24 protein-coding genes are annotated in these 24,445 nt (G+C 53.8%); 9 read left to right on the top strand and 15 right to left on the bottom strand.

All coding sequences use genetic code 11. The annotated features are described in order from the left end of the window. Positions 1-5: 5 nt before the first annotated feature. Entirely contained in the window at positions 6-782 is a 777-nt protein-coding gene (locus ACO2Q8_RS10070; RefSeq protein ID WP_423344674.1) for a hypothetical protein, read from the bottom strand. A 263-nt stretch (positions 783-1,045) separates the two neighbouring features. Here ACO2Q8_RS10070 and ACO2Q8_RS10065 point away from each other — a divergent pair, with 263 nt between their 5' ends. Further along, a complete protein-coding gene (locus ACO2Q8_RS10065) occupies positions 1,046-2,671 on the top strand; it encodes an amidohydrolase family protein (protein WP_423344673.1) in 1,626 nt (541 codons plus the stop codon). A gap of 108 nt (positions 2,672-2,779) precedes the next feature. On the opposite strand, the gene ACO2Q8_RS10060 is transcribed toward ACO2Q8_RS10065, so the two are convergent. The 3 genes from ACO2Q8_RS10060 to ACO2Q8_RS10050 all read right to left on the bottom strand — a co-directional run bounded on the left by ACO2Q8_RS10060 (position 2,780) and on the right by ACO2Q8_RS10050 (position 5,820). After that, entirely contained in the window at positions 2,780-4,375 is a 1,596-nt protein-coding gene (locus ACO2Q8_RS10060; RefSeq protein WP_423344672.1) for a M28 family peptidase, read from the bottom strand. Positions 4,376-4,518: 143 nt separating this feature from the next. Further along, the gene (locus tag ACO2Q8_RS10055) at positions 4,519-5,568 is read right to left on the bottom strand and encodes a lysylphosphatidylglycerol synthase transmembrane domain-containing protein (RefSeq protein WP_423344671.1); all 1,050 of its coding nucleotides are present in this window, start codon (positions 5,566-5,568) and stop codon (positions 4,519-4,521) included. A gap of 57 nt (positions 5,569-5,625) precedes the next feature. Continuing rightward, a complete protein-coding gene (locus ACO2Q8_RS10050; RefSeq protein WP_423344670.1) occupies positions 5,626-5,820 on the bottom strand; it encodes a hypothetical protein in 195 nt (64 codons plus the stop codon). Between the two features lie 4 nt (positions 5,821-5,824). On the opposite strand from ACO2Q8_RS10050, the gene ACO2Q8_RS10045 reads away from it, so the two are divergent. From ACO2Q8_RS10045 to ACO2Q8_RS10035, 3 genes are read left to right on the top strand one after another with little or no spacing between them, the layout of a single operon-like run. Further along, positions 5,825-7,741, top strand: coding sequence for a DUF7657 domain-containing protein (locus tag ACO2Q8_RS10045; RefSeq protein ID WP_423344669.1), 1,917 nt, complete (start codon positions 5,825-5,827; stop codon positions 7,739-7,741). Continuing rightward, positions 7,734-8,417 carry a glycosyltransferase family 2 protein gene (locus ACO2Q8_RS10040; protein ID WP_423344668.1) on the top strand — a complete coding sequence of 228 codons (684 nt, stop codon included), beginning with the start codon at positions 7,734-7,736 and terminating at the stop codon, positions 8,415-8,417. The genes ACO2Q8_RS10045 and ACO2Q8_RS10040 overlap by 8 nt, the downstream gene beginning before the upstream one ends. Continuing rightward, positions 8,414-8,797, top strand: a complete 384-nt coding sequence (locus tag ACO2Q8_RS10035; RefSeq protein WP_423344667.1) for a DUF2304 family protein — start codon at positions 8,414-8,416, stop codon at positions 8,795-8,797. The genes ACO2Q8_RS10040 and ACO2Q8_RS10035 overlap by 4 nt, the downstream gene beginning before the upstream one ends. Here ACO2Q8_RS10035 and ACO2Q8_RS10030 read toward each other — a convergent pair whose 3' ends face one another. From ACO2Q8_RS10030 to ACO2Q8_RS10015, 4 genes are read right to left on the bottom strand one after another with little or no spacing between them, the layout of a single operon-like run. After that, complete coding sequence (locus ACO2Q8_RS10030) at positions 8,798-9,670, bottom strand: alpha-1,2-fucosyltransferase (protein WP_423344666.1); 873 nt, start codon at positions 9,668-9,670, stop codon at positions 8,798-8,800. A 3-nt stretch (positions 9,671-9,673) separates the two neighbouring features. Continuing rightward, entirely contained in the window at positions 9,674-10,471 is a 798-nt protein-coding gene (locus tag ACO2Q8_RS10025) for an FkbM family methyltransferase (protein ID WP_423344665.1), read from the bottom strand. Further along, positions 10,468-11,235 carry a DUF268 domain-containing protein gene (locus ACO2Q8_RS10020; RefSeq protein WP_423344664.1) on the bottom strand — a complete coding sequence of 256 codons (768 nt, stop codon included), beginning with the start codon at positions 11,233-11,235 and terminating at the stop codon, positions 10,468-10,470. Before ACO2Q8_RS10020 ends, ACO2Q8_RS10025 begins: the two co-directional genes overlap by 4 nt. A 3-nt stretch (positions 11,236-11,238) precedes the next feature. Continuing rightward, the gene (locus ACO2Q8_RS10015; protein WP_423344663.1) at positions 11,239-12,042 is read right to left on the bottom strand and encodes a glycosyltransferase family 2 protein; all 804 of its coding nucleotides are present in this window, start codon (positions 12,040-12,042) and stop codon (positions 11,239-11,241) included. 180 nt (positions 12,043-12,222) lie between these two features. On the opposite strand from ACO2Q8_RS10015, the gene gcvP reads away from it, so the two are divergent. Then, positions 12,223-15,105, top strand: coding sequence for an aminomethyl-transferring glycine dehydrogenase (gcvP, locus tag ACO2Q8_RS10010; RefSeq protein WP_423344662.1), 2,883 nt, complete (start codon positions 12,223-12,225; stop codon positions 15,103-15,105). A 92-nt stretch (positions 15,106-15,197) separates the two neighbouring features. On the opposite strand, the gene ACO2Q8_RS10005 is transcribed toward gcvP, so the two are convergent. The 4 genes from ACO2Q8_RS10005 to ACO2Q8_RS09990 form a co-directional block, all read right to left on the bottom strand. Then, on the bottom strand, positions 15,198-15,635 hold the full coding sequence (locus ACO2Q8_RS10005; RefSeq protein WP_423344661.1) for an SRPBCC family protein: 438 nt from the start codon (positions 15,633-15,635) through the stop codon (positions 15,198-15,200). Between the two features lie 163 nt (positions 15,636-15,798). Beyond that, the gene (locus ACO2Q8_RS10000; protein ID WP_423344660.1) at positions 15,799-16,176 is read right to left on the bottom strand and encodes a DUF5618 family protein; all 378 of its coding nucleotides are present in this window, start codon (positions 16,174-16,176) and stop codon (positions 15,799-15,801) included. A gap of 83 nt (positions 16,177-16,259) precedes the next feature. Further along, complete coding sequence (locus ACO2Q8_RS09995; protein WP_423344659.1) at positions 16,260-16,919, bottom strand: phosphatidylserine decarboxylase family protein; 660 nt, start codon at positions 16,917-16,919, stop codon at positions 16,260-16,262. A 163-nt stretch (positions 16,920-17,082) separates the two neighbouring features. Continuing rightward, positions 17,083-18,357 (bottom strand): Glu/Leu/Phe/Val family dehydrogenase, encoded by a 1,275-nt coding sequence (locus tag ACO2Q8_RS09990; protein WP_423344658.1) that lies wholly within the window; start codon positions 18,355-18,357, stop codon positions 17,083-17,085. A gap of 336 nt (positions 18,358-18,693) precedes the next feature. On the opposite strand from ACO2Q8_RS09990, the gene ACO2Q8_RS09985 reads away from it, so the two are divergent. The 4 genes from ACO2Q8_RS09985 to ACO2Q8_RS09970 all read left to right on the top strand — a co-directional run bounded on the left by ACO2Q8_RS09985 (position 18,694) and on the right by ACO2Q8_RS09970 (position 20,986). Further along, a complete protein-coding gene (locus ACO2Q8_RS09985; RefSeq protein ID WP_423344657.1) occupies positions 18,694-19,077 on the top strand; it encodes a TraR/DksA family transcriptional regulator in 384 nt (127 codons plus the stop codon). A 193-nt stretch (positions 19,078-19,270) separates the two neighbouring features. Then, positions 19,271-19,696, top strand: coding sequence for a phage holin family protein (locus ACO2Q8_RS09980; protein WP_423344656.1), 426 nt, complete (start codon positions 19,271-19,273; stop codon positions 19,694-19,696). Positions 19,697-19,773: 77 nt separating this feature from the next. After that, complete coding sequence (locus ACO2Q8_RS09975; protein ID WP_423344655.1) at positions 19,774-20,235, top strand: hypothetical protein; 462 nt, start codon at positions 19,774-19,776, stop codon at positions 20,233-20,235. Then, positions 20,198-20,986, top strand: coding sequence for a geranylgeranylglyceryl/heptaprenylglyceryl phosphate synthase (locus ACO2Q8_RS09970; RefSeq protein WP_423344654.1), 789 nt, complete (start codon positions 20,198-20,200; stop codon positions 20,984-20,986). The genes ACO2Q8_RS09975 and ACO2Q8_RS09970 overlap by 38 nt, the downstream gene beginning before the upstream one ends. A gap of 78 nt (positions 20,987-21,064) precedes the next feature. Here ACO2Q8_RS09970 and ACO2Q8_RS09965 read toward each other — a convergent pair whose 3' ends face one another. From ACO2Q8_RS09965 to ACO2Q8_RS09955, 3 genes are all read right to left on the bottom strand, one after another. Beyond that, a complete protein-coding gene (locus tag ACO2Q8_RS09965) occupies positions 21,065-21,991 on the bottom strand; it encodes a helix-turn-helix domain-containing protein (protein WP_423344653.1) in 927 nt (308 codons plus the stop codon). A 171-nt stretch (positions 21,992-22,162) separates the two neighbouring features. After that, the gene (locus ACO2Q8_RS09960; RefSeq protein WP_423344652.1) at positions 22,163-23,332 is read right to left on the bottom strand and encodes an acyl-CoA dehydrogenase; all 1,170 of its coding nucleotides are present in this window, start codon (positions 23,330-23,332) and stop codon (positions 22,163-22,165) included. Between the two features lie 109 nt (positions 23,333-23,441). Continuing rightward, positions 23,442-24,416: an NADPH:quinone oxidoreductase family protein gene (locus ACO2Q8_RS09955; protein ID WP_423344651.1), complete on the bottom strand. Its 975-nt coding sequence runs from the start codon at positions 24,414-24,416 to the stop codon at positions 23,442-23,444. Between the last annotated feature and the right edge of the window lie 29 nt (positions 24,417-24,445).

Raw genomic sequence — 24,445 nt, 5'->3', positions numbered from 1 at the left:
CGGTTTCATTGCTCCTCCACGTTGCCCGCGCCCAATTCCTGAAACAGCGTTTGCCAGTATTGTGTGACGGCCGGGTTATTTTGCTTCACGGATGCATCCGGCGCAAACGGCAGAATCATGACAATGTCCGGACTGCCGATGGTATACTGCTTTAACTTCCCGGCATCGCCTTTGGCCCACGCGTCGGCCTGGGCATTGTCTTTGGGCGGTGTTTTGTGAAAATCCCGCCGACCCGCGCTGTAGACGCTCTCGACCATGTCGCTGAGGTAATACACCTTCACGGTGGCTCCACTTTCGTTGGCTTTGGCAATGACGGGCAAGCTTGCCCAGATGTCGGTTTCTTTGTTCGAGGCCGATGCGTTCGGTGTAGCCAGTTGCTGTAACACCCGCTGGCGAATGGCGGCTTTCTCGCGGCCCAGCGACAGATCGAAACTGGTTTGGGCGGCTTCGCGGTCGGTGGCGTTGGCGCTGCTCACGTCGTCCATCTCGGAGCGTGCCGTCACGGAGAGCGCCCGGGCCTTCGAGGTGTTTTCGTGAATAAAATACACCTCCAGCTTATCGCCTTTATTTTTTATATTCTGCTCGATAATCTCGTTGACCGCCATCTGGTATTTCTGGGCAACAAAGGCTTTGTTCGGGTTGACGCTCACGGATTTGTCCAGAAAAATCAGGGTATACACCGGATCGGTTTTCGGAGCGTTCGAGCCGGATTCTTTGCCACTATCGGACGAACAGCCAGCCAGGGTGAGCAGCAGCACGCAGCTAAAAAAGATCGTTTTCATAGGAACGGGGCCATCATCGGCTGGTAGAAGTCAAAACCACCGAAGGATGAATCAGAGACGTTATTTTTTCTAAAACGTTGCGCACAAGGAGTTGTTTGTGTCCGCCAGTCACTAACCGGAAAATTTGCACTTTACCATTCAATCCTTGTCCATTGGAAAGGCATTCTGTCCTTCTACCCGAAAACCAGAATTACAGCGGTCAAATGTACCAACAAACTCCTTATCTTGCTTAATCGGCTGATCAACAAACCCTCACTCTTGCTATGAATGTAATTTTTACCCGGCGGTTTAGCCTCCTCATCCCCCTCTTTCTTCTCACGTTTCGCTTACTGGCTCAGATCACCAACGCCCCCGCCCGCAGCGAAGGCGATGGCCCCCACAAACGGCTCATCATCCGGGGCGTCACGCTTATCAACAGCACCGGCGCGCCCCCGGTTGGCCCGATCGACATTGTGGTCGAGAAAAACCGCATCGCCCAGATCCGGCAGGTCGGCTACCCCGGCGTCCCGATTGACGAGCAACGGCGGCCGCAGGCCGGGCCGGGTGACAAAGTGCTGAACTGCGAAGGCATGTACCTGATGCCCGGTTTTGTGGACATGCACGGCCACATCGGCGGCAAGGCCCAGGGCACACCCTCCGAATACGTGTTCAAACTTTGGCTGGGGCACGGCATCACCACCATCCGCGATCCATCGGCGGGCAACGGCCTGGACTGGGTGCTCGACCACCGCGCCAAAAGCGAGCGCAACGAGATCACGGCCCCGCGCATCAAAGCTTACACGGCCTTCGGCATGGGGGCCAAAGACCAGATTTCGACGCCCGAGCAGGCCCGTGCCTGGGTGCGGGAAAATGCCAAAAAGGGCGCCGACGGCATCAAGTTTTTCGGCGCTGAGCCAGATGTGTTCAAGGCGGCTTTGGACGAAAACAAAAAACTGGGCCTGCGCTCGGCCTGCCACCACGCCCAGTTGGAAGTGGCCCGGATGAACGTACTCGCCACCGCCAAAGCCGGTCTGACGACGATGGAACACTGGTACGGCCTGCCCGAAGCCCTGTTTGAAGATAAAACCATCCAGTCGTACCCGGCGGAGTATAATTACAACAACGAGCAAAACCGCTTCGAGGAAGCGGGCAAGCTCTGGCAGCAAGCGGCCAAACCGGGCACCGAAAAGTGGAACAAGGTGATGGACGAGTTGATCGCGATGGATTTCACGATCGACCCGACGTTCAACATCTATGAAGCTAACCGCGAACTGATGCTGGCCCGCCGGGCCGAGTGGCACGAGGAGTACACGCTTCCGGCGCTCTGGCGGTTTTACGGCCCGAGCCGGATTTCGCACGGGTCGTACTGGCACAATTGGGGCACCGAACAGGAAGTGACCTGGAAACGCAATTACCAGCTTTGGATGGCGTTCATCAATGAATACAAAAACCGGGGTGGTCGCGTCACAGCCGGTTCGGATTCCGGTTTTATCTACCAACTCTACGGTTTTGCGTACATCCGCGAACTGGAACTGCTGCGCGAAGCCGGTTTTCACCCGCTGGAAGTCATTCGGGCCGCGACGTTGAAAGGGGCCGAAGCCCTCGGCATGGCCGACCAGATTGGCTCGGTAGAAGTCGGCAAACTGGCCGATTTTGTGATTACGGAAGAAAATCCGCTGGCCAACCTGAAAGTGCTCTACGGCACCGGAGCCATTCACCTCAACGAAAAAAACGAGGTGACGCGGGTCGGTGGGGTGAAATACACGGTGAAAGACGGCATTGTCTACGACGCCAAGCAACTGCTGGCCGACGTTCGCAAGATTGTCGCCGAAGCGAAGCAGAAAGAAAACTTCGAAATCACCCAGCCGGGCGTTGCTCCCAAAGCCGGGAAGATGTCGGGCGGAAATTAGTTTCTGAACCCGGATTACGCGGATTAAAGGATTAAACAGGATATAAATGAAGATTGCGTTAGCCATCCTAATTAATCCTTTAATCCGCGTAATCCGGGTTCAAGACAGTTAGGGCTTATTGCTATCGACCACCAGCCTGTTCTCCCGGTTGACAATCTCCCAGGCAGTATAAAACACCAGCCGGGCTGATTTTTCGGCCAGTTTGAAGTCGATCTTCTCTACGTCATCGCCGGGCCGGTGGTAGTCGGCATGCAGGCCGTTGAAGTAGAAAACGATGGGGATTTTGTGCTTTGCGAAGTTGTAGTGGTCCGAGCGGTAATAAATCCGCTGTGGGTCGCTGGGTTCGTTGTACTTGTAATCCAGCTCCATCATCGTATATTTCCGGTTGGCATCCTCGCTGATCTGGTGAAGTTCCGACGACAGTTTATCCGAACCAATGACGTAGATGTAATTATCGGACTTGCCTTCGTGCAAATCGTCGACGCGGCCCACCATGTCGATGTTCAGGTCGCAGACGGTATTTGCCAGCGGCAAAACCGGGCTCATGTCGGTATAGTATTCCGACCCGAGCAAGCCTTTTTCCTCGCCCGAAACCGTCAGAAACAGCATACTCCGGCGCGGACCGTGGCCCTCGGCTTTGGCTTTGGCAAAGGCCTGGGCGATTTCCAGCACCGACACCGTTCCCGAACCGTCGTCGTTGGCGCCGTTGTTCACCTGGCCGTCGGGATTGACGCCGATGTGGTCGTAATGCGCCGAAATGACGACTACCTCGTCTTTTTTGTCGGTCCCTTCCAGAAAGCCCAGCACATTGCTGCTCTCCAGAATCTCGTCTTTCCGCTCGGCTTTCAGAGCAATTTTGCCTTTCAAGACACCCGAGTTGGGCTTGCCGGTTTTGTTGATTTTGGCAACAGCCGCCTGCCATTTGGCCGGGGTCGTGTTCAGCAGGTCCACGCCCATATCCTGCGTAATCAGGAACGTGCCGACCGCACCGATTTTCTCCATCGACGGCCGCAGGCCCATCCGGTTGAAACGCCCCATCAGGGCCGTGCGCTGGGCCACCAGTCGGCGGTAGGCTTCCGGCGATTCGGCCGACACGATGAATACTTGCTCGGCCCCTTTGTCTTTGGCAATCAGCGCTTTCTTGCGCAGACTTTCGTCACTGCTCCAGTCCGACGGTTTGGTCGAATTCGTCAGGACATAATTGCCGTTCGCTTTTTTAGGCTCGCCTTCCAGCATCACCACCGCTTTGCCCTGGACGTTCAGTTTGGCGTAGTCGTTGTATTGATCCGAGAAAATCCCGTAGCCCACAAAAACCGTCTCGACGCTCGTTTCCTGCATGACCGCGAACAAGCCGTTGACGATGAAATCTTTCGGATACGTGTAGGTTTTGTCGCCTGCTTTGACGTAGAAATCACCCCAGGTTTTCTGGTAGAGCTTAAATGGCTGGAAATAGCCGGTTTTTCCGTCCTCGGTTTTGACGATCGGTTGCAGGTTTTCGGCGGCAAACTGTTTGGCGATGTAATCGGCGGCTTTGCGCTGGCCTTCGGTGCCGGTTTCGCGGCCCTGCATGTCATCGGCCGCCAGCACCCGGAGGTGTTTTTCGAGATCGGCCGCCTGAATGGTCTGGGCATAATCGGTGGCGGTTTGGGCCATTGCCAACTGGCCGCACAGCAGCAAACCGACACTGTAACGCAGGTATTTCATGAAATTGTTGTGAAGATAAATAAAACAAAAAGCAGGGACCGAAACCGACCCTGCTCACGCAAAGATAAAACGAAAATGCGGGTAAATTTAGTGCCATTGATTTTGTCCAGAACCGCAAAGTCGTTCGCTTCTGGTTCCACTCGTCAAACCGCGCTATTTTCAGAGCCAACCCGGTTGTTGGTAAGCAGAAACGGAACCAGTAAAAAGCTCAGGCTACTCAACAACAGATTAATAGCAAAACCGACCGCGTGCAGAAACGTAGCCACGATGGCTCCTTCGGCGGGCGTAAAACCGTACAGCACCAGCGCCCGGCTCACGAAAAAATGGTACGTTCCGATGCCGCCCTGCGTCGGCACGGCCAGCCCACCCAGCGAACTCACGGCCAGGATGGTTAGAGCGGCCGTGGGTGGTAACGCCCGCGTACTGTCCAGCGCCATCAGCAGCCAGTAGGTACTCAGCCACGACAATGCCTGATTTAACAGCGTTAGCAGTACAAACAAATACAGTTTTTGTACTTGTCGAATCGCAAAAAAGCCCTGCCAAAGGCCTTTAACAGTGTTAGCTAGTTTGGCAATTATTGGATGTTCCCGAAACGTTTCATTCCGAAACAGATACCAGCCTCCTGCTCCAGCGACGAGCAGAGTACCGATGCCCAAGGCCCAGGCGGTTGTGGTCGGCCATCGAAACGAGAGCCCTGCCAGGTACGTCTGCATCCGGTTTAGCTCCAGCAGGAAGGTCAGCAACAGCAGCAGCAACAGCATCAGCAGGTCGATAACCCGCTCGGCGACCACCGAGCCGACACCCTGCGAAAACGGCACCTGATCGGTCCGTTGCAGGGTGGCGCAGCGCGTGAGTTCGCCCGAGCCCGGCACAATCATGCTGGCAATAACGCCCGCCATTGTCGCAACTGTGGTCCGGAAAACCGTGGGTGCGTAGCCTAGCGCCAGCAAGGGGAGCTGCCAGCGTTTCCCGCGCACGAGAAACAGCAAAACCGTCAGGAGAGCCACCAGCGCAATCCAGCCGTAGCGCGCCTGTCGAAACTGCTGACCGATTTGCGCGAACGAAATATCTTTCAGCGCATATGCCAACAGGGCGAGGGCGAGGGCAATGGGAACCAGTTGTTTGAAAAGTCGTCTGATCAAGTCCGTCCGAAATGGGGGTAAGTTAGGCAAACCGCCGATAATTTGTGGCATATTATTTGACCCGAATTAAGCGTCCTGTTACCTTTAAGCTACAGGGAAAAGTATATATTAGTTTTGTTGCAAAAAATTTGCTTCACCAAGCATGTCAAAATCGGGTAAGAAAAAACCGGCTTCCATTTCGGCAAATCCTAAAGCCAGCAACATCCCAGCGGTTGAACTAAAACGGCCATCCACCCATTCGCCTGCTCCGTCAACCGAACAGACACCACAGCCCTTGGGTTTTGAGCTGATTCGATTCGACACGCGATTGAAATGGTTTTTAGGAATCTGCCTGGGCTTGTTTCTGTTGTTCACGGTTACCAAAATTCATTTTTCGTCTATACCGATCTGGAACCAGATTATCCCTGATGGTTCCGATACCCGGCGCGGCCTTCTTTCCGGGACGCCTAAGCAAATCCGGATGGATGAATGGGCCATCCTGACGCCTTTCATGCTTTCACAGGCCCACCAGGATTATCCGCTCGAAAACCCGGCCATTGGGGGCGAGAAAGTGGCGCTGGTCGGTTATTTCCCAATCAAGCATTTCGTTTCCGTATTCCGGCCCGACTACTGGGGGTTCTACGCCTTCGGCCCCGAAATCGGCCTGGCCTGGCGCTGGAACTTCATCATTTTTTTTAGCCTGATTGCTGTCACACTCACCTTCCTCCTACTGACCCGTAACAACTTCTGGCTCTCGGTGATCGGAGCGTTCTGGCTTATTTTTTCGCCGGGTCTGGCCTGGTGGTCGTTTTTCTTTCTGACGAGCATTTTTGCAGGCTGTCTGCTACTCACCTCTTCCATCTACATTTTTTATGCCCGAAATCTAAAAACGATCCTGGGCTGGGGGCTAGTTTTCCTGTGGTCGTTCGGTGCCTACGCCCTGACGTTGTATCCGCCGTACCAGGTTCCGATGGGCTATTTACTTCTTTTTCTGCTGGTTGGCTTCGTCTGGCGGGATTTTGACAAGACGTTTCTGTTTGCTAAAATTCCGTACAAACTAGGTACCTTTGCGGTGGCCTTTGCCATTCTGGGGGCGGTTTTCTATCTCTACTACCTGGACGCCAAATCGACCATCGAGGTCATGTCCAACACGGTTTATCCGGGAAAACGCAGTGAAACCGGCGGTACGGGCTTCATTGCCAACTGGTTCTCGGAGTATTACGCGGGCTGGCTGCTAACCGATCAGAAATTTCCGAGACACTGGTTGAACATCTGCGAACTCTCGCATTTTATCACCTTCACCCCCGCCATACTTGCTTGTACGGTTGTTTATTTTCTGTATACCCGCAAATTTGACCCGTTGCTGACCATCATTCTGGGGTATGTGCTGGTGCTGCTGATCTGGATGGAAGTCGGTTTTCCGGCTTTTTTGGCGAAAGCGACCTTGCTGGATGTCAGCCCGACGCGCCGGACGCAGATACCGTTTGGCATTGCCAACGTGGTGCTGGCGGTTTTGTACCTGGATTACATCCGGAGGCAGAAAATCAAAATCAGTACCGCCCTCTCAGCAGCTTTGACAATTGGCGTCGTGCTCTTCATGATCTATGCCGCCTGGCTGAATATTTCCACCTCGCAGGGCTTCTACAAAGCGCATCAGTTGTTTGTGCCGACGCTCTTTTTCATGGCGCTTAACTTCCTGTTGCTGCCAATTCTCAACTTTAACTACAAGGAACTGGTCGTGGGGGGAGCGCTCGTGCTGTTTACGCTACCAAACCTGAAAATCAATCCGATGGCGAAGGGGCTGGCCCCGATTACGGAGCATACGCTGTACAAGAAAGTGCGGGAACTGCACCTGAAAGAGCCCGCAGCCCGTTGGGTGGTTTTGGGAAATCAGTATATTACATACCTGGTGACGGCCACGGGCGTTAATCAGTTGAGCGGGGTAAAAAACCAGCCGGATTTCAAAACCATGCGCGTGCTGGACCCGACGGCCAAACGGGATTCGGCGTATAACCGCTACGCCCATGCCGTTTACAATACGTACATCGATGGCAAAGACAGCACGGTGATTCAGAGCAGCTTTGAAGACGGGTATTTCGTCGGCGTTGATCCCTGCTCGCCGAAGCTGAAAAAACTCAACGTGAAGTATTTCATCTTCGACCGGACCCCGCAGGCCGTCGAAATCCGATGCATGAAGCTGGTTGAAAAGTTGGGCAGTATCGAAATCTACCGCAGCAATGACTGAGCGCGTGTTTATCCTGATTCCGTCGTATAACGAAGGAAACATGATCCGCCAGACCATTCGGTCGCTGGAGGGCGGGCCGTACACCATCGTGGTCATCGACGATGCCTCGACCGATGCAACCTACAATTCCATCCGCGACCTGCCGGTTTACTACCTGCGTCACGACATTAACCTGGGCCAGGGAGCCGCTTTACAAACCGGGATGGACTTTGCCCGGCTGCACGACGCCGACGTGGTGGTGCATTTCGACGCCGACGGCCAGCACAACCCCGCCGATATTCCGCGCTTCCTGGAGGTGCTCCGGACGCAGCCGGTCGACATTGTGCTGGGTTCCCGGTTTTTGCGGGATGAGGATTTGAAAGCCGTCCCCCGGTTTCGGCGCTGGTTGCTGCGGCTGGCACGGCTGACCAACGGTTTGCTCACCGGTCTCTGGCTGACGGATGCCCACAACGGTTTTCGGGTGATGAACTGGCGGGCGCTGCGCGACATCAACCTGAAGGAAAACCGCATGGCCCACGCTACCGAAATTCTGATGCAGATTCGGAAAAACCGGCTCCGGTACGTCGAAAAACCGACGCACATTTCTTACACCGCCTATTCGCAGGAAAAAGGCCAGCGGTGGTCGGGAGCCATCAACATTCTGATCGACGTTTTCATCAATAAATATTTCCGATGATGCCGTTCCCGATTCACCTGACTCCCATCCAGCTTTTACTGACCGTTTTGCTGGTCATTGTCGGTATTGCCTCGCTGCGATTGCTCCGGAACCGCTTGTTGTACCGGCTGTTTTTTCTGGGCATCGTTGCGGTCGGGATTCTCTTTGTGGCCATTCCGACGATTCCGTATTTTCTGGCGATGCAACTGGGCGTCGGGCGGGGTGTCGATCTGGTCTTTTACCTCTTGTTCACCGGTTTTTTGCTCATGGGCGTGGTGCTGTACCGCCGGTTGTTGCAGCACGATTTGATCATTACCCAACTCGTCCGGCAAAATGCCATTCGAAACGCGACGGATCTGAAAAGTGCTCACCCGGCGACCCGGAAAAACCGCCCCAACTAATCACAGCAACGTCCACTGCTCCGGCACCACCACTTTCGTCTGGGCCGCTGCCGAAACAAACCACTGCCGGGGGGCCAGCACCAGCCGGTTTTCGGCCGGATTCAGCCAGGCGCCCCACCAACTAAACGAACTGTTGGCGACAATGGCGTGCCGACACTGGCTCATCAGGGCCAGATCCTGCCAACTGTCGGAGCCGGTATTGCCTTCCACGTACGTCGCCGGGTTCAGCAGCGGCCCCAGGGTTGTTTTCACCCACAGCAACTCGTCGGAAAAGACGAAAAAATGCGGCTCTTCGACCTGTTCGCGCATCCGTTCGATGGCGTTCCGGTAATACGTTTCTCCGGCAAAACCGTGTAACTGACGAGCGTTGGCATTCGTGACATAATCTCCGCGCCGGACGTGCAGAAAAACCGGCGTCCGGGCGCGGGCAATGGCGTCGGCGTACCGCTGGCTGGCATCGGAAAGCGGTTTTCGAAAGCGAAGCTGCTGGCGCAACAACGGCGCAACCGGTTTGAACCAGGCTTCCGATTGCCAGTACCCCCAGCAGAAGACGAGCGGTGCCGAAGGATTCAAGGTTGGCAAATTAGGAGTAAGATTCGGGGTTTCCCGCAAAAAAACACTTCCGGACGCACCGGAAGTGGCTTTTGCCAGCGCCAAAGCGGTTTCGAAAGACGACGTGCAGGGAATCGTCAGATTAAAAACGTCCAGTTCGTACGGCCGGAGGGTGTAGTTCCGAAGACGCGCCATCAGGCGACTTTCCAGCAGCGTGGTGCTCAGTTTCAGGTCGGTTTGCCGGTCGTGGGCCAGCCGCAGCCCGAACGCATACTGAAACAACTGATTGCCCAAACCGCCCATCAGGCACGAAATCACCATACGTCAGGCCGGGTTTGATTTTCGTTCGGCAAAATAATTGACGGCCACGAAGATTTCGAGCAATTCCGAATACTGATCGATGCGCCGGAGCCCGTTGCCCACGATGCGGTAGAGCGTAAAATCCGGATGCAGAATCTTCCAGAAATCGCGAAAAAACGTGCGGGAATCGATGTTGGTGCCGCCAAATTCAAACTGAATGAACCGGATTCGCTGGTCTCGCAGCAACTGCGCGGCCCCTTCGAGCACCGAAAACTCGTGTCCTTCGACATCAATTTTCAACAGGTCGATGTGGTTGATCCCTTGTTCCCGGCAAAATTCGTCGGCGGTACTGAACGACGCGACTTCCACGGACTCGAAGGAAATATTGAGGTGTTCGAGGTCGCGGGAATACACGGAGGTCATGCCCGACTGGTCGGCATCGGCATACAGCGACAGTTGACCGGTTTTGGAACTAAGCCCGAACGGATGTTTCTGCACGTTGCTGGCCGTGACGCTTTGAGTCAGCGTCTGAAACGTATTCCGCGCCGGTTCAAAACAATGCACGGTGGCCCGCTGCCCGAACGTTTTCAGCACCATCCGGGCGTAGCTGCCCACATTGGCCCCCACATCGAATACGGTGACCGGCTGCGACCCGGTTTTTTGAGCAATGTATTGAAGCACAAACGCTTCCCCGCTGTCTTCGGTGTACGAACCGCCCCCGTAATTCATCGCGTAGAGCGTGAACAGGTACAGCTTTTCGTAGAAAGGCTGGAGCCAGTTGACCCGCATAGGGGCCAGAAGCCACTTCAAAAACCGTGTCATGCGTCTAATTTCGTCATTTCGAAGATACCGCAGCCGTACGTACAGCCGAAGTTGTTGCGCACAGCCTCGGATTGCCAGTCGGCGTTGGCAAAAAATTGGTCGTTATCGTCAATGTAACTGAACGATTCGATTCGGTAGCGCGGTGTAAAAAGCCGGAGCAGATACGAAACATCGAACACGCGGTGGGCATTGTAAATAATGCCTTGTGGACCGATGGGCGTCGAGAAATAGAATGTCCCGCCCGGTTTCAGGATCGTGTAAATGTTGTCCAGCGCCTTCAAATGTCCCTCCACATCAATCGGATCACCGTAGCGTCCCAAGCCGAAGTGTTCGATGGCGTGCAGCGACGAGATGGAATCCGTGTAGTTTTTCAAGTCGGGCGGCAGCGCCGTCAGGTCGGCCTGGCGAAAGGTTACGTTCGGAATCGGGCGGTTCAGCGGGCGAATATCCAGGATTTCGATGGGCCGAAAAGCCGCTACATTAGCCACAAAGCCGTCGATTCGGGAGCCAATGTCGACGTGTTTGACCGGCTGATTCCTGAAAATCCGCTGCGCCACGTGCAAATCCTGCAAAAAATAATGCTTGAGCAGGTGACCACTCTCGGCGTACCGATCCGTGAGGGCCGGAAAAAACCCGCGAATCGGAAAGTCTGAATGGCCGTTTAACTGGCTTTTCAGCTTGAAATAATCTCCGACATAATCCGGAACACCCCGGAAGCCATTCCAGGCCACCGCCGAACCCAGTTTTATAAGACGACCAATCATATCTCAGGCGTTTAGGAGCCGCCGGGCCCGGTTCATGATCCGGATTAAAAACGACTCCGGCAAGGTATTGATAACCAATGTAATCAGTTTAATTTTCAGGCGGTGTGCCAACGGTGGTTTGTACCCAAACTCCCGTACGAACGTTTCTTTGATTTGCAGATTGCTTCGCCATTTTTCCTGCAGTTTCGTAAAAACCGTATTTGCATTGTGAATGCGGTATGCTGTCAGGTATTCCGGCAAGTTATGCATTTTTCGCCCCTGATTCAATTGCACAAACAAGCTATAGTAATCATTAAAATGCCGAAACCGGATTTGGTAAAAATCCTGCTCCCGAAACCGGTTGCGGTATAAAATAGCTGGATTGGCAATCGGAAACCGCAGGTAAAATTCATCGTAAATCGCTGGGTGATCGACCGGATATTCGCGTGTTCCCGTCTTTTTCCCGGTTTCGTCGATCAGTTTCAGCCAGCTTCCGACCAGAAATATGTCCGGGTTTGCCTGCAAAAAAGCCACCTGCCGGGCCAGTCGTTCGGGATGAGCCACGTCGTCGGCATCCAATTTGGCCAAGAACTCGCCCCGGGCGTGTCGCGTCGCCACGTTGGTTGCGACTTCCCCGCCGTATCCCAGCGGAGCCTGTTCGTACAACGGTTTAATTCGTTGGTCGCGCCGGGCGTAGGTTTCCAGAATAGCCCGCGTTCCGTCAGTTGAGCCATTATCCAGCACCAGCACTTCAAAGTTTTGATACGTCTGAGCCAGCAGACTATCCAAAGCCGCCGACAAAAACCGCTCTCCGTTGTAAACCGGCATAATTACAGATACCAGAGGCTCAGTCGCGCTATTCATGCACACACTTCATAATCAGATAAAAACCCCAATCAATAGCACTTTTACGCGGTCGGGCAAACTTCGTCCGTCGGGAACCATCCGGACAAATTTATTCTTTGTAAATTTGTATTTCCGCGTGCAAAATTTGCCACAATTTCATCAATGAAGCTCAATCTAAACTATCAGGAACGTTTCGAAGACCGGCACAACGGCGCGGACGTTTCGCAAACCAATGCCATCCTGAAAACCATCGGCGTTGCTTCGGTGGATGAATTGATCGACCAGACCGTTCCGGCCAGCATCCGGCTCGAAAAACCGCTCGATCTGCCGGAAGCCAAGTCGGAACACCGGTTTCTGGCCGATTTCAAAACGCTCGCTCAACAGAACAAAGTCTATAAATCGTACATCGGCACGGGCTATTACGATACCATCACGCCGAATGTGATTCTTCGCAATATACTGGAAAATCCGGCCTGGTACACCGCTTACACGCCTTATCAGGCCGAAATTGCCCAGGGACGGCTGGAAGCCCTGCTGAATTTCCAAACCGTGGTTATCGACCTGACCGGCATGGAAATCGCCAATGCCTCGCTCCTCGACGAAGCCACGGCAGCGGCCGAAGCCATGCACGTGCTGTTTGCGCAGCGTCCGGCGGCCAAAAAATCGGCCATGACGTTCTTCGTGTCGGAACGCTGCCACCCGCAGACGATTGACGTGATCAAAACCCGTGCCACGCCCCTGGGGATTCAGGTGGTGGTGGGCGACCATCAGCAGGTGAACGTCACGCACGACGATCTGTTCGGGATGCTGGTGCAGTACCCGGCGTCCGATGGCGAGGTGTTCGATTATACCGACCTGATTGCCGCTGCCCACGAGCACAATGTTTTTGTGACAGTAGCGGCCGATCTGCTGAGCCTGACGATGCTGACGCCCCCCGGCGAAATGGGTGCGGATATTGTCGTCGGTTCGTCGCAGCGGTTTGGCGTACCGATGGGCTACGGCGGTCCGCACGCGGCTTTCTTTGCCACGCGCGAAGCGTTCAAACGGCAGATTCCGGGCCGCATCATCGGCGTTTCGGTCGATGCCCAGGGGAATCCCGCACTGCGGATGGCCCTGCAAACCCGCGAACAACACATTCGCCGGGAAAAAGCCACTTCCAACATTTGTACGGCCCAGGTTTTGCTGGCGGTCATGGCGGGCAGTTACGCCGTCTACCACGGTCCGCAGCGGCTCCGGGCCATTGCCGAACGGGTTCACGGCCTGACGAAGCTCTTCGTAACAGCGCTGCGGTGGACGGGCTATACGATACAGACACAGAATTATTTCGATACGGTTACGATTGAAGTCGATGATGTCGAGTCGCTGCGGAAGTCGGCGCGGACGGCGGGCGTCAACCTGCGGTATCTGGACGACGAGCGCGTGAGCGTTTCGTTCGACGAGGCCAAAACCGTGGATGATGTCGTGCAGTTGCTGGATGTGTTCGGCGTTTGTGCCGACCTGGAAGCCGCCAAAGCAACGCTGGCGATCACCTGGCCGGAGCGGCTCGTCAGGCAATCGGCTTACCTGACGCACCCGGTTTTCAACACGCACCATACCGAACACCAGATGCTGCGGTATTTGAAATCACTGGAAGAAAAAGACCTTTCGCTGGTCCACTCCATGATTTCGCTCGGGAGCTGCACGATGAAACTGAACGCTACGGCCGAGATGATACCGGTTACTTGGCCGGAATTTGGCGGGTTACACCCCTTTGCGCCGAAAGAGCAGGTGGCCGGTTATCAGAAACTGGTGGACGATCTGAGCCAGTGGCTGTGCGAAATTACCGGTTTTGACGCCGTCTCGCTGCAACCGAACTCCGGGGCGCAGGGCGAATACGCCGGGTTGATGGTGATCCGGGCGTACCACGAAAGCCGGAACGACGGGCACCGCAATGTTTCGCTGATTCCGTCGTCGGCCCACGGCACCAACCCCGCCAGCGCTGTCATGGCCGGGATGAAAGTAGTCATCGTGAAATGCGACGAGCGCGGTAACATTGATGTCGATGATTTGCGAGCCAAAGCTGAACAATATAGCAACGACCTTTCCTGCCTGATGGTGACCTATCCGTCGACGCACGGGGTTTTTGAAGAAACCATCAAGGAAATTTGCGAAATCATCCACGAACACGGCGGACAGGTCTACATGGACGGCGCGAACATGAATGCCCAGGTCGGTCTGACCAGCCCGGCTACCATTGGAGCCGACGTTTGCCACCTGAACCTGCACAAAACCTTCTGCATTCCGCACGGGGGCGGTGGGCCGGGGATGGGGCCGATTGGCGTCGTGGAGCACCTGGCGCCCTTCCTGCCGGGCAATCCGCTGGTCGAAACCGGTGGCAAACAAGCCATTCACGCGGTGTCGGCGGCTCCCTACGGATCGGCTAGCATCCTGACGATTTCGTACGCGTACATCGCCATGATGGGCGCGGAGGGCCTTACGAATGCGACCAAAACCGCCATTCTGAACGCCAACTACCTGAAAGCGAAGCTGGAAGCGCATTACCCGATTCTGTATACGGGCAAAAACGGCCGTTGCGCCCACGAGATGATTGTGGATTGCCGGCCGTTCAAAGCCGCGGGCGTTGAAGTGGAAGACATTGCCAAGCGGTTGATGGACTACGGTTTTCACGCGCCGACGGTCTCGTTCCCGGTGCCGGGCACGATGATGATCGAGCCGACGGAATCCGAATCGAAAGACGAACTCGACCGGTTTTGTGAAGCCCTGATCAGCATCCGGGCCGAAATCCGCGAGATTGAAGAAGGCCAGGCCGACAAAGCTAATAACGTGCTGAAAAACGCGCCCCACACGCTGAGTGTGTTCATTGCTGATGCCTGGGACCGCCCCTACAGCCGCGAAAAAGCCGCCTTCCCGCTGCCGTACGTGAAAGCCCGCAAGTTCTGGCCGAGCGTCAGCCGGATCGACAACGCCTACGGCGACCGGAATCTGGTCTGCGCCTGTCTGCCAGTGGAAGAATATGCCAGCGAGGTGGTGGAGACAGCTTCGTAACCCACTTATAATTAGATAGGTACAAAAACCGCTCTTGCTGAAGCAGGGCGGTTTTTGTTATAATTACCAGTTTTAAGCACCTTGGGACTTTGTCACTGCTCCGCCAGTTCCTTCACTTTCTTCAGCGCCAGCGGCCAGGTTTTGACAAAGTCATCTTTGTACTCGTCGGCGATATCCATCTCAACGGTTAGTTCCGTTTTCCCGTCAACGGTTTTAAGCGTGTAATTTTCCAGAGAACCGGCCCACTCCCGGCTTTGTTCGCTCTCGAAGTCTTCGACGCCTTTATTGACAGTGCCGATGTGCTTGAAGGACATAAATTCGTTAGGAACCTTCGTCGCAATGATAGCCACCATTCCTTCATTTTCCTTGCCCAGAAAAAAGACTTTACTGCCTTCCTGCCAGTCGGTTTCGGCCCGGGAGCCTTCGCTGAAAGCCGCTGTCCACTGCGGATACGTCACATCGCTCCAGAGAATGTTCCAGACGGTTTCACGGGGTGCGTCGATGGCGATACTGAATGTTTGCTTTTCCATACTACAGATCGTTTGTTAGACTGGTTGTTTACTGATTTTCCAAAGCAAAGATCCGCTATTTTGAAGGAAACGAGGGGGTGTAATCGTGACAATTTGCGGGGGCAATCCCGCAACTAAGACAATAGTAGAAAGTGCAAAGACAAAAGACTGGCTTTATGCCAGATCAGGCTTCGGCTGTGCGGTTTTCGACCCACTGGATAATGGCTTCTGCCTCCGCCAATCCGGCTGTTGCGACACTGGCTAAGGGATTGCCGTCGTACGACATTGAAAGGTGAAGCGTGTCGTAAACGCCGACGAAAGAATGCAACAGTTTTTTGTCAATACGCGCCAGTTGTTGCTTATACCAATCGACATCCTTGCGGCCTTTTCCTTTTTTGCCCAACAACACATCCAGGGCTACTAGCACGCCCGCGTAGGCCGTATGCCCCGCCATTTTAACGTACTTAGTATCCTGGTAATAGCCATCTTCTTTGTTGGCTTTTTCCCGCAGAATCTCCCGGGCGTTGTCGATGTAGCGTTTGGCTTCCTGTACGGTGTTCATACACAGGTGACTTTAGGAACAAGTTACAAAAACCGGTCCTTGTTTCTGACGTAAACCGGACGGTTTTGTCACATCCTCATTGACTACAAATCCGCAATCACCGTGATGCCGCCTTTCGTTTTCTCGCCGATTTTCACTTTCACCTCGGCATCCAGTGGCAGAAACAGATCGACCCGCGAACCGAACTTAATAAAGCCCAGTTCGTGGCCCTGCTGCACCTGCTGGCCTTCTTTGGCATACCAGACAATCCGCCGGGCCAGCGCCCCCGCAATCTGCCGCAGCAGGACTTCAGCCCCATTTTTTGCTTTGATCACGACCGAGGTCCGCTCGTTTTCGGTGCTTGATTTAGGGTGCCAGGCCACCAGATACTTGCCAGGGTAATATTTAACGTACTGAACCGTACCGCTGACCGGGTGAAAATTGATGTGCACGTTCAACGGTGACATGAAGATGGATACCTGCCGACGCTTCTGCTGAAAATATTCCGGCTCGTCGACTTCCTCAATCACCACCACCGTGCCGTCGCAGGGCGAAATCACGTGCTGATCGTTCAGGGTTGTCACCCGGCGCGGTTTGCGGAAGAACTGCAGGATCAGTAGGAACAAGACCAAGCTGATGGCCACGACCAGTGTAATGGCGGTTTCGTTGCCGCTGAATAAGTAGGAAATCGATAAGATGTTGATTCCTAGCAAAATTACGATGGTCCAGAATAAAATCTGGTAGCCTTCCTTGTGGATTGTCATACGCGTAGAAAATGAAGGGCGCTTGCAAAGCGAGCATTGGAGCGGTGAAGGTACGAAACAAACGTTATTAGGCCAATGACACGCTGCTTTTGAGTTCCCAAACAAAACCGCCGACTTCTGCCCGTTGTTCGCAGAAGTCGGCGGATGTTTGGGAACGGTCGTCTCAGTAACCGCCCCGGTATTTGTAGGTGCTGGCAACCTTGTCGATGGCGACGATGTAAGCCGCCAGCCGCATCGACACCTTGTATTTCTGCGAGGTTTCAAACACCCGGTCGAAGGCATCTTTCATATTGCGGTCGGCCCGGCGGTTGATACGGTCGAGCGTCCATTTGTATCCGATGCGGTTTTGCACCCATTCAAAGTACGAAACCGTGACGCCCCCGGCGTTGGCCAGAATATCCGGCACGACCAGAATACCCTTTTCGTTGATGATGTCGTCAGCGCTGGCCGAGGTGGGGCCGTTGGCTCCTTCCACAATCATCCGGGCCTGAATCGAATCGGCGTTGTCGGCCGTAATCACATCTTCCTTTGCTGCCGGAACCAGCACATCGACCGGCAAGGCCAGCAACTCCTCATTGGTGATGCGTTCGGCACCGTTGAAACCCTCAAGTGTGCCTATGTTAGCGTTACGGTAAGCAATGGCGGCCCCGATGTCGATACCGCTGCTGTTGTAATAACCGCCCGACACATCACTGATCGCCAGGACCGTAACGCCCCGTTCGTGCAGCAGTTCAGCCGCAAACGAACCCACGTTGCCAAAACCCTGAATAGCCGCCGTTGAGCGGTAGGGATTCATGCGGAGTTTGTCCATCGCGGCCAGAGCTGCCACGGTTACACCCCGGCCGGTCGCTTCAGTACGGCCCAGCGAGCCACCCAGCACGAGCGGTTTTCCGGTTACGACGGCGTTGATGGTCATCCCGCGTGATTTCGAATATTCATCCATCAGCCAGGCCATTTCGCGCGGACCGGTGCCCATGTCCGGGGCCGGAATGTCGCGGTCGGGGCCGAAAACGTCGAGCATGGCGACGGTGTAGGCCCGCATCAGGCGCTCAATTTCACCCGCCGACATATCACGGGGGTTGCAGGCAATACCGCCCTTGGCTCCGCCGTACGGAATATCGACCACGGCGCACTTCCAGGTCATCCAGGCCGCCAGGGCGCGCACTTCATCGAGCGAAACATCCGGATCGAGCCGGATACCGCCTTTTGAGGGTCCCAGAATGGTGGAGTGAATAACCCGGTGGCCTTCAAACACTTTAATGGACCCGTTATCCATTGTGATCGGCAATCCCACGGTTACCTGCCGGGCCGGTACCTTCAGGATATAATACATTTCTTCGGTAATACCCAACAGACGGGCCGCTGCGTCGAACCGCGACATCATGGATTCGAGCGGGTTCTCTTTATCTTTTATGGGAGCTGGTTCTATGTAAGCCATAATCCTATTTTTTTAGTTGGCAAATCTGATGTGGTGCCACAGCAAACTTACCAAAAAACATAACGATGTATGTTATGAACTATTTTTTCATGATTTAGTGAAATTCTTTTCATCAAAATCATCTATTCCTAAGTATTTTTTCTACCAAACATCGCATCCGACAAGCGGTCAAGCACCAAATTTTGATTGGTAATCTATCTTTTCCGCCAACATCTATTTTTTGAACTTTTTTTTAAACGGTAGCCGTTAACGATTGAAAAAGAATCAATCGAGTTGTAATTTTGTTGTTTAATCGACAGACAAAAGAATCACCCACTTAACTAGCTGATCAGTACGATGGTTCAGGAAGAAAAGAAAAGGTACTCGGAAGAAGAGCTAAAAGAGTTTGAGGTGCTGATTAGCCAGAAGCTGGAGGCATCCCGCAGCGAGCTGAATTACATCAAGGAGACGCTGAGCAAACGCAACGATAGCGGTACGGATAACACCTCGGGTACCTCGAAACTGCTGGAAGACGGCGCTGACACCAGCGAACGCGAGAACTTAAGCCAATTGGCGGCCCGTCTGCAAAAATTCATTCAACAACTAGAAGCGGCCCTGGTCCGCATCAAAAACGGCACCTACGGTATTTGCATCGATACCGGTCGGCTGATTCCGAAAGAGCGTCTGCGCGCCGTTCCGCATACGCAGCAAACCATTGAAGCCAAGCTGAAACGCAGTTAATTCTTCCGATCATACATCATTCTATCCCGCTCCAGCACAGGGCGGGATTTTTTTTGCCAACCCGGTATGACTATTCGCTATTTTTCCGTCTAATCAGTAGCTTCAACGGGAAAAACCGTTTCGCACGCAAAATTTTCCAAACAAAATAGATCGGATTTGGTCTACATACAGTAGCTCTTAATGACGAACCGCTATGTTAGAAAAATTAGAAGAAATCAGGGAAAGCATATTCAAATTCCTGGAAGCGCGGATCGAGTTATTTAAACTGGAAACCCGTAGTCAGGTTGAAAATATTGCATTGAAAGCCGTTCACGGTATTGTACTCGGTTTTCTGGCCACCATCACGACCATTTTTCTGTTCTCGCTGCTGGCCGCTTATCTCAATGAACTGTTGGATAGCCGGTATTTAGGCTTCCTGATTGTAGCCGGTTTTTTCCTGTTGCTGACGCTGATCTGGGCACTGGCCAAAGGCTCCGTAGAGAATATGCTCCGCAAAATGACGTACAATATGCTCAAAAACCAGCAGGAGAAAAAAGCCGAAGAGCGGGCCGAAGCCATTCAGGAATTGATGAACGAAACCCGCAAGTCACTGAATGAAAGCACTTCTTTGAAAGAGTGATGCCCGGTAATTGTCCTCAAATGTAAACTAAGTAGTAAGCCAATCCATTTTTTTACTAATTTTAGAACGCTCTTTTTATGGATACGAATGTTCCCTTTTCGGATACGTCGGCCCGTCGGGCCGAGTTGATGGAAGCCACCGAGCAGTACAAGAGTTCGATTGAGTCCAACGTCAAAGCCTTGAAAGAGGATGCTGCTGAAGTCGGCAAAACCGTGGCGTTGGTAGCAGGAGTTTGTTTAGCCGCTTACGTGGTTGCCAGCATCCTACTTCCTAAGTCTGATAAATCGGATGAGGACGAGTATGAGGTTGACGATTACGAAGAAGACGAACCCTACGTAGCCAACAGCACCCGCGCCCATGCGCGCCGGGCCGCCAAAGCTGCCGAGGAAGCTCCCAAGAAATCGGCTATTAGTGGCGCTATCACCGGGATTCTGACGTCGATTCTGACGAATCTGGCCCGGCAGCAGGCAACTGAGTTCATTTCGCGTTTACGTCAGAATAATGCAACCACACAACCAGAACCAGGCCGGTACCCGTAACTCGCTACTCAATACCCTGTATAGCCGCAAGGAAACAGGGCAGAAATCATTTGCCGTCTTGCTCGATCCTGATAAGGTCGAGCAAGACGCGTTTAAAGACCTGCTGATCCGAAGCGTCGAAAACCGGGTTGATTTCTTCTTTGTGGGCGGCAGCCTGATAACCAACTTCATTCTGCGTGAAGTTCTTGAGACGATCCGGACGTATACAAATATTCCGGCTATCCTCTTCCCCGGCAACAGCCTGCACATTGAGCCCAGTGCCGACGCCATCCTGTTGCTGTCGCTGATTTCGGGTCGTAATCCGGAGTTTCTGATCGGGCATCACGTTATTGCCGCTCCGTTGCTGAAGAAAAGTGGTCTGGAAATTTTGCCGACCGGCTACATGCTGGTCGATAGCGGAACACAAACGACGGTTTCGTACATCAGCAACACGACCCCAATTCCGCATGATAAACCGGGTGTGGCGGCCTGTACGGCAATGGCAGGCGAAATGCTCGGCCTGAAACTGATTTACATGGATGCAGGTAGTGGCGCCCGGCGACCGGTCGATCCGGAAATGATTGCCGCCGTTCGCTCGTGCGTCGACACGCCGATCGTGGTCGGTGGCGGCATCAACTCCGCCGAACGCGCCCAGGCGGCTTTACAGGCCGGAGCCGATGTAATCGTGGTGGGCAACGGCATCGAAAAAAATCCCGAACTACTCCCCGAAATTGCCTCGCTGGTGCAGGAACTGAACCGGCAGTTGGCGTAAGATACTAATAAGTAATCAGGTGCATACAGAAGACCTTGATTGGTTCTGTACGCACCTGATTGGTTTATAACGTCTCGGTTAGACGTTCATCAACGACTCCCGACGGCGCATTTTACCAGCCGGAATTCCGAACATCATCTTGAACCGGCGACAGAAGTAAGCGGTATCTTTGTAACCCACTTCGGCCCCAATCGCCCGGATACTTTTCTTCGAAGTCCGGAGCAAGCCGACGGCGGCTTCCATCCGCTGGTATTCGATGTAGTCCTGCGGATTAATCCCGGTCAGCATCTTAAAATACTGCCCGACGTAATCTTCCGAGACGTTGGCGACGTTGGCCAGCACCTTGTTCGACAAATCACCGCCCAGATTATCTTTGATGTACGCGAAGATGTCAATCAGACGCGGGTCTTTGAAGTACGTACTATTGGTCACCAGTTGTTCGACGAACAGGCGGTTTTTCAAAATGTAGCGAATGACTTCAATAACGATTTCTTCGGTTTTGATTTTGATAATCCGACCTTTACCCGCCGTATCAAGCATGTCTTCCGCCAGAATCTGGTTGATCGTCTGCACCAGCGAATCCTCCCGTTTGATGATGAACGGGGGCACGTCCAGCGAGTTGAAGAAGTTCACCGAGTCGAATACCTTCGCTTCGAATGACACGTATCCGAACGAATTCGGCATGTTACCGATTTTCTGCGGATCGCGGTTGGCTTCGAAATACTGCTCCCGATGAATCATGAACTCTTCGTTCGTGACGGTTTTAGGCTGCGACGCATCACCATAGGTGACGGTGATGTGTTTCCCGCCCGGGATGAACAGCATGTCGCCCGTTTCCACCTTCACCTTCTCTTCGCCGAACGATACTTCGCCGTTGTACAGAACGGTCAGCGTATTTTCAACGTCGTAATAGTTTTTGATGGTAATAGGCTGCAAAATGCGGATGTTACGCGCCTTGATGAACTTCACACCCAGCGATTCGATTATTTTATTATAGTCTTCCATATGGGGAAAGTGATGTATCTACATGAATCATATTGCAAAGTTGCACAAATCTAATAAATTGTACAAATCTAATACAACATTCGTTCTTGCCAAAAGATAAAAAAAATAGCGCGATACCAATAAAGCATCGCGCGTGTTTTTTGTAAAAATTGTGCTAACGGCAAAAAAGTTCTATTTGACTAGCTCACGGGCGATGACTAATTTTTGGATTTCCGACGTACCTTCATAAATCTGCGTAATCTTGGCGTCGCGCATCAGCCGCTCCACGTGATACTCTTTCACATAACCATACCCCCCATGAATCTGAACGGCTTCCGTAGTTGCCCACATCGCCACCTCCGATGCGTATAATTTGGCCATAGCCGCAGCCTGCACAAAATCTTTCTGCTCGTCTTTCAGCCGGGCCGCTTTGTAGACCAGCAGCCGGGCGGCTTCGATTTTGGTCGCCATCTCAGCCAGTTTAAATTGGATAGCCTGATGGTCAAAAATTTTCTTCCCGAAGGCCTGGCGCTCCTGGGCATAGTTCAGGGCCAATTCGTAAGCTCCGGCGGCAATACCCAGCGCCTGGGCCGCAATGCCGATTCGGCCACCGTTCAGGGTTGACATCGCAAATTTAAAGCCAAACCCGTCGTCACCAATCCGGTTTTCCTTCGGCACTTTCACGTCGGTAAACATCAGCGAATGGGTGTCCGACGCCCGGATGCCCATTTTATCTTCCTTCTTGCCGACCACAAAACCGGCTTGTCCTTTCTCAACAATCAGGCAATTAATGCCTCGGTGTTTCTTTTCGACATCCGTTTGGGCCATCACCAGATACGTCGTGGCCGATCCGCCGTTCGTAATCCAGTTTTTGGTGCCGTTCAGCAGGTAATGATCGCCCTGATCGATGGCCGTGGTGTGCTGCGAAGTCGCATCCGAACCCGCTTCGGGTTCGGACAGGCAGAAGGCTCCGATCACCTCGCCCATCGCCAATGGAACGAGGTATTTTTGTTTCTGCTCTTCCGTACCGAAGGCTTCGAGGCCCCAGCAAACCAGTGAGTTATTGACCGACATGATGACGGAGCTGGACGCATCGACCTTCGAGATTTCCTCCATCGCGATCACGTACGAAACCGTGTCCATGCCTCCCCCACCGTAATCGGGCGAAACCATCATACCCAGGAAACCCAGCTCGCCCATGCGACGGACCTGTTCGGCCGGAAACCGGGCGGCATTATCGCGTTCGACCACACCGGGCAACAACTCCTGTTGGGCAAAATCCCGGGCCGCTTCCTGCACGGCCCGGTGTTCTTCGGTAAGGTTAAAATTTAGTCCCGATAATTCTAATGTGGATGATGTCATACGTGGTGAAGTGTTTAGTCGTAACGCTTTAAAGTTTAAAGAACTGACGGTCTACGTCCAATCCTGTCAATTCTTCTAACCTTATTAAATCAGGGTCAAATTTACGCATTCAGGGAGTAACAACGAACTTTCCCATTACCTGCCGATCCATCATCAAACGCAGCGCCCGGGGCACCTCGTCGAGCGAATACGTGGCCTGAATATGCGGACGAATTTGCCCTTGTTGATAAAACGCCAGGAGTTCCCGGACATTTTTCAGGTTGTCTGCCGGTTGTTTTTCGGCAAATGCGCCCCAGAACACCCCGACCACCGAACAGCCTTTCAGCAGGGGCAGATTCAACGGAATGGCCGGTATTTGCCCGGCCGCAAAACCGACAACCAGGTACCGCCCCCGCCAGCCGACGGAGCGCAGAGCCGCTTCGGTATAGGGGCCACCCACCGGATCGTACACCACATCGACACCCTGCCCGCCGGTCATCGCCCGGATGCGTTCGCGGAGGTCTTCGTGGCTGTACTTGATCGTTTGGCTGGCCCCGGCCTGCCGACACAGTTCGAGTTTTTCGTCGGTCGAAGCGGCCGCGATGACGGTAGTGCCCAGCGTCCGGCCCAGTTCGACGGCCGCCAACCCCACGCCCCCGGCGGCTCCCAGCACCAGCAGGGTTTCGCCCGCCTGTAATCCGGCCCGATCTTTCAGCGCGTAGTAGGAGGTACCGTAGGTGTACATGAGCGAAGCCGCCGTCGTGAAGTCCATCCCGTCGGGCATCCGAAAGGTTTTGTGGCTCACGGCCAGCGTTTTTTCGGCAAAACCGCCCGAGCCGGTGAGCGCAAACACCCGGTCGCCGGGTTTGAGGTTCGTGACGCCTTCGCCCACGTCGCTGACAATCCCGGCCACTTCGCCCCCTGGCGAAAACGGAAACGGCGGTTTGAACTGGTATTTGCCCTGAATCAGGAGCGTATCCGGAAAGTTGACGCCACAGGCTTTCACCGCAATCACGAGCTGACCCGGACCCGGTTTGGGCGATGCGGTTTCTTCCACCGTCAGGCTTTCGGGTGGGCCGTATTGATGGCAAAGGACAGCTTTCATAGTTAAAAAGTACCCATGGACTTTAGTCC

Origin of the sequence: Larkinella sp. VNQ87, from assembly GCF_049445795.1 — a bacterium.
Lineage (GTDB): Bacteria > Bacteroidota > Bacteroidia > Cytophagales > Spirosomataceae > Larkinella.
Note: the sequence above shows the minus strand (reverse complement) of the source record. Positions and strands in the feature narration are given on the sequence as shown.

What these genes read in the sequence shown, in the direction of transcription:
- ACO2Q8_RS09965 (WP_423344653.1), bottom strand. Translation starts at nt 21,991, where the DNA reads ATGGAAGACTATAATAAAATAATCGAATCGCTGGGTGTGAAGTTCATC.
- ACO2Q8_RS10060 (WP_423344672.1), bottom strand. Translation starts at nt 4,375, where the DNA reads ATGAAATACCTGCGTTACAGTGTCGGTTTGCTGCTGTGCGGCCAGTTG.
- ACO2Q8_RS09985 (WP_423344657.1), top strand. Translation starts at nt 18,694, where the DNA reads ATGGTTCAGGAAGAAAAGAAAAGGTACTCGGAAGAAGAGCTAAAAGAG.
- ACO2Q8_RS09955 (WP_423344651.1), bottom strand. Translation starts at nt 24,416, where the DNA reads ATGAAAGCTGTCCTTTGCCATCAATACGGCCCACCCGAAAGCCTGACG.
- ACO2Q8_RS09980 (WP_423344656.1), top strand. Translation starts at nt 19,271, where the DNA reads ATGTTAGAAAAATTAGAAGAAATCAGGGAAAGCATATTCAAATTCCTG.
- ACO2Q8_RS09975 (WP_423344655.1), top strand. Translation starts at nt 19,774, where the DNA reads ATGGATACGAATGTTCCCTTTTCGGATACGTCGGCCCGTCGGGCCGAG.
- ACO2Q8_RS10035 (WP_423344667.1), top strand. Translation starts at nt 8,414, where the DNA reads ATGATGCCGTTCCCGATTCACCTGACTCCCATCCAGCTTTTACTGACC.
- ACO2Q8_RS09995 (WP_423344659.1), bottom strand. Translation starts at nt 16,919, where the DNA reads ATGACAATCCACAAGGAAGGCTACCAGATTTTATTCTGGACCATCGTA.
- ACO2Q8_RS10065 (WP_423344673.1), top strand. Translation starts at nt 1,046, where the DNA reads ATGAATGTAATTTTTACCCGGCGGTTTAGCCTCCTCATCCCCCTCTTT.
- ACO2Q8_RS09960 (WP_423344652.1), bottom strand. Translation starts at nt 23,332, where the DNA reads ATGACATCATCCACATTAGAATTATCGGGACTAAATTTTAACCTTACC.
- ACO2Q8_RS10020 (WP_423344664.1), bottom strand. Translation starts at nt 11,235, where the DNA reads ATGATTGGTCGTCTTATAAAACTGGGTTCGGCGGTGGCCTGGAATGGC.
- ACO2Q8_RS10055 (WP_423344671.1), bottom strand. Translation starts at nt 5,568, where the DNA reads ATGCCACAAATTATCGGCGGTTTGCCTAACTTACCCCCATTTCGGACG.
- ACO2Q8_RS09990 (WP_423344658.1), bottom strand. Translation starts at nt 18,357, where the DNA reads ATGGCTTACATAGAACCAGCTCCCATAAAAGATAAAGAGAACCCGCTC.
- ACO2Q8_RS10030 (WP_423344666.1), bottom strand. Translation starts at nt 9,670, where the DNA reads ATGGTGATTTCGTGCCTGATGGGCGGTTTGGGCAATCAGTTGTTTCAG.
- ACO2Q8_RS09970 (WP_423344654.1), top strand. Translation starts at nt 20,198, where the DNA reads ATGCAACCACACAACCAGAACCAGGCCGGTACCCGTAACTCGCTACTC.
- ACO2Q8_RS10040 (WP_423344668.1), top strand. Translation starts at nt 7,734, where the DNA reads ATGACTGAGCGCGTGTTTATCCTGATTCCGTCGTATAACGAAGGAAAC.
- gcvP (WP_423344662.1), top strand. Translation starts at nt 12,223, where the DNA reads ATGAAGCTCAATCTAAACTATCAGGAACGTTTCGAAGACCGGCACAAC.
- ACO2Q8_RS10005 (WP_423344661.1), bottom strand. Translation starts at nt 15,635, where the DNA reads ATGGAAAAGCAAACATTCAGTATCGCCATCGACGCACCCCGTGAAACC.
- ACO2Q8_RS10015 (WP_423344663.1), bottom strand. Translation starts at nt 12,042, where the DNA reads ATGCCGGTTTACAACGGAGAGCGGTTTTTGTCGGCGGCTTTGGATAGT.
- ACO2Q8_RS10070 (WP_423344674.1), bottom strand. Translation starts at nt 782, where the DNA reads ATGAAAACGATCTTTTTTAGCTGCGTGCTGCTGCTCACCCTGGCTGGC.
- ACO2Q8_RS10000 (WP_423344660.1), bottom strand. Translation starts at nt 16,176, where the DNA reads ATGAACACCGTACAGGAAGCCAAACGCTACATCGACAACGCCCGGGAG.
- ACO2Q8_RS10025 (WP_423344665.1), bottom strand. Translation starts at nt 10,471, where the DNA reads ATGACACGGTTTTTGAAGTGGCTTCTGGCCCCTATGCGGGTCAACTGG.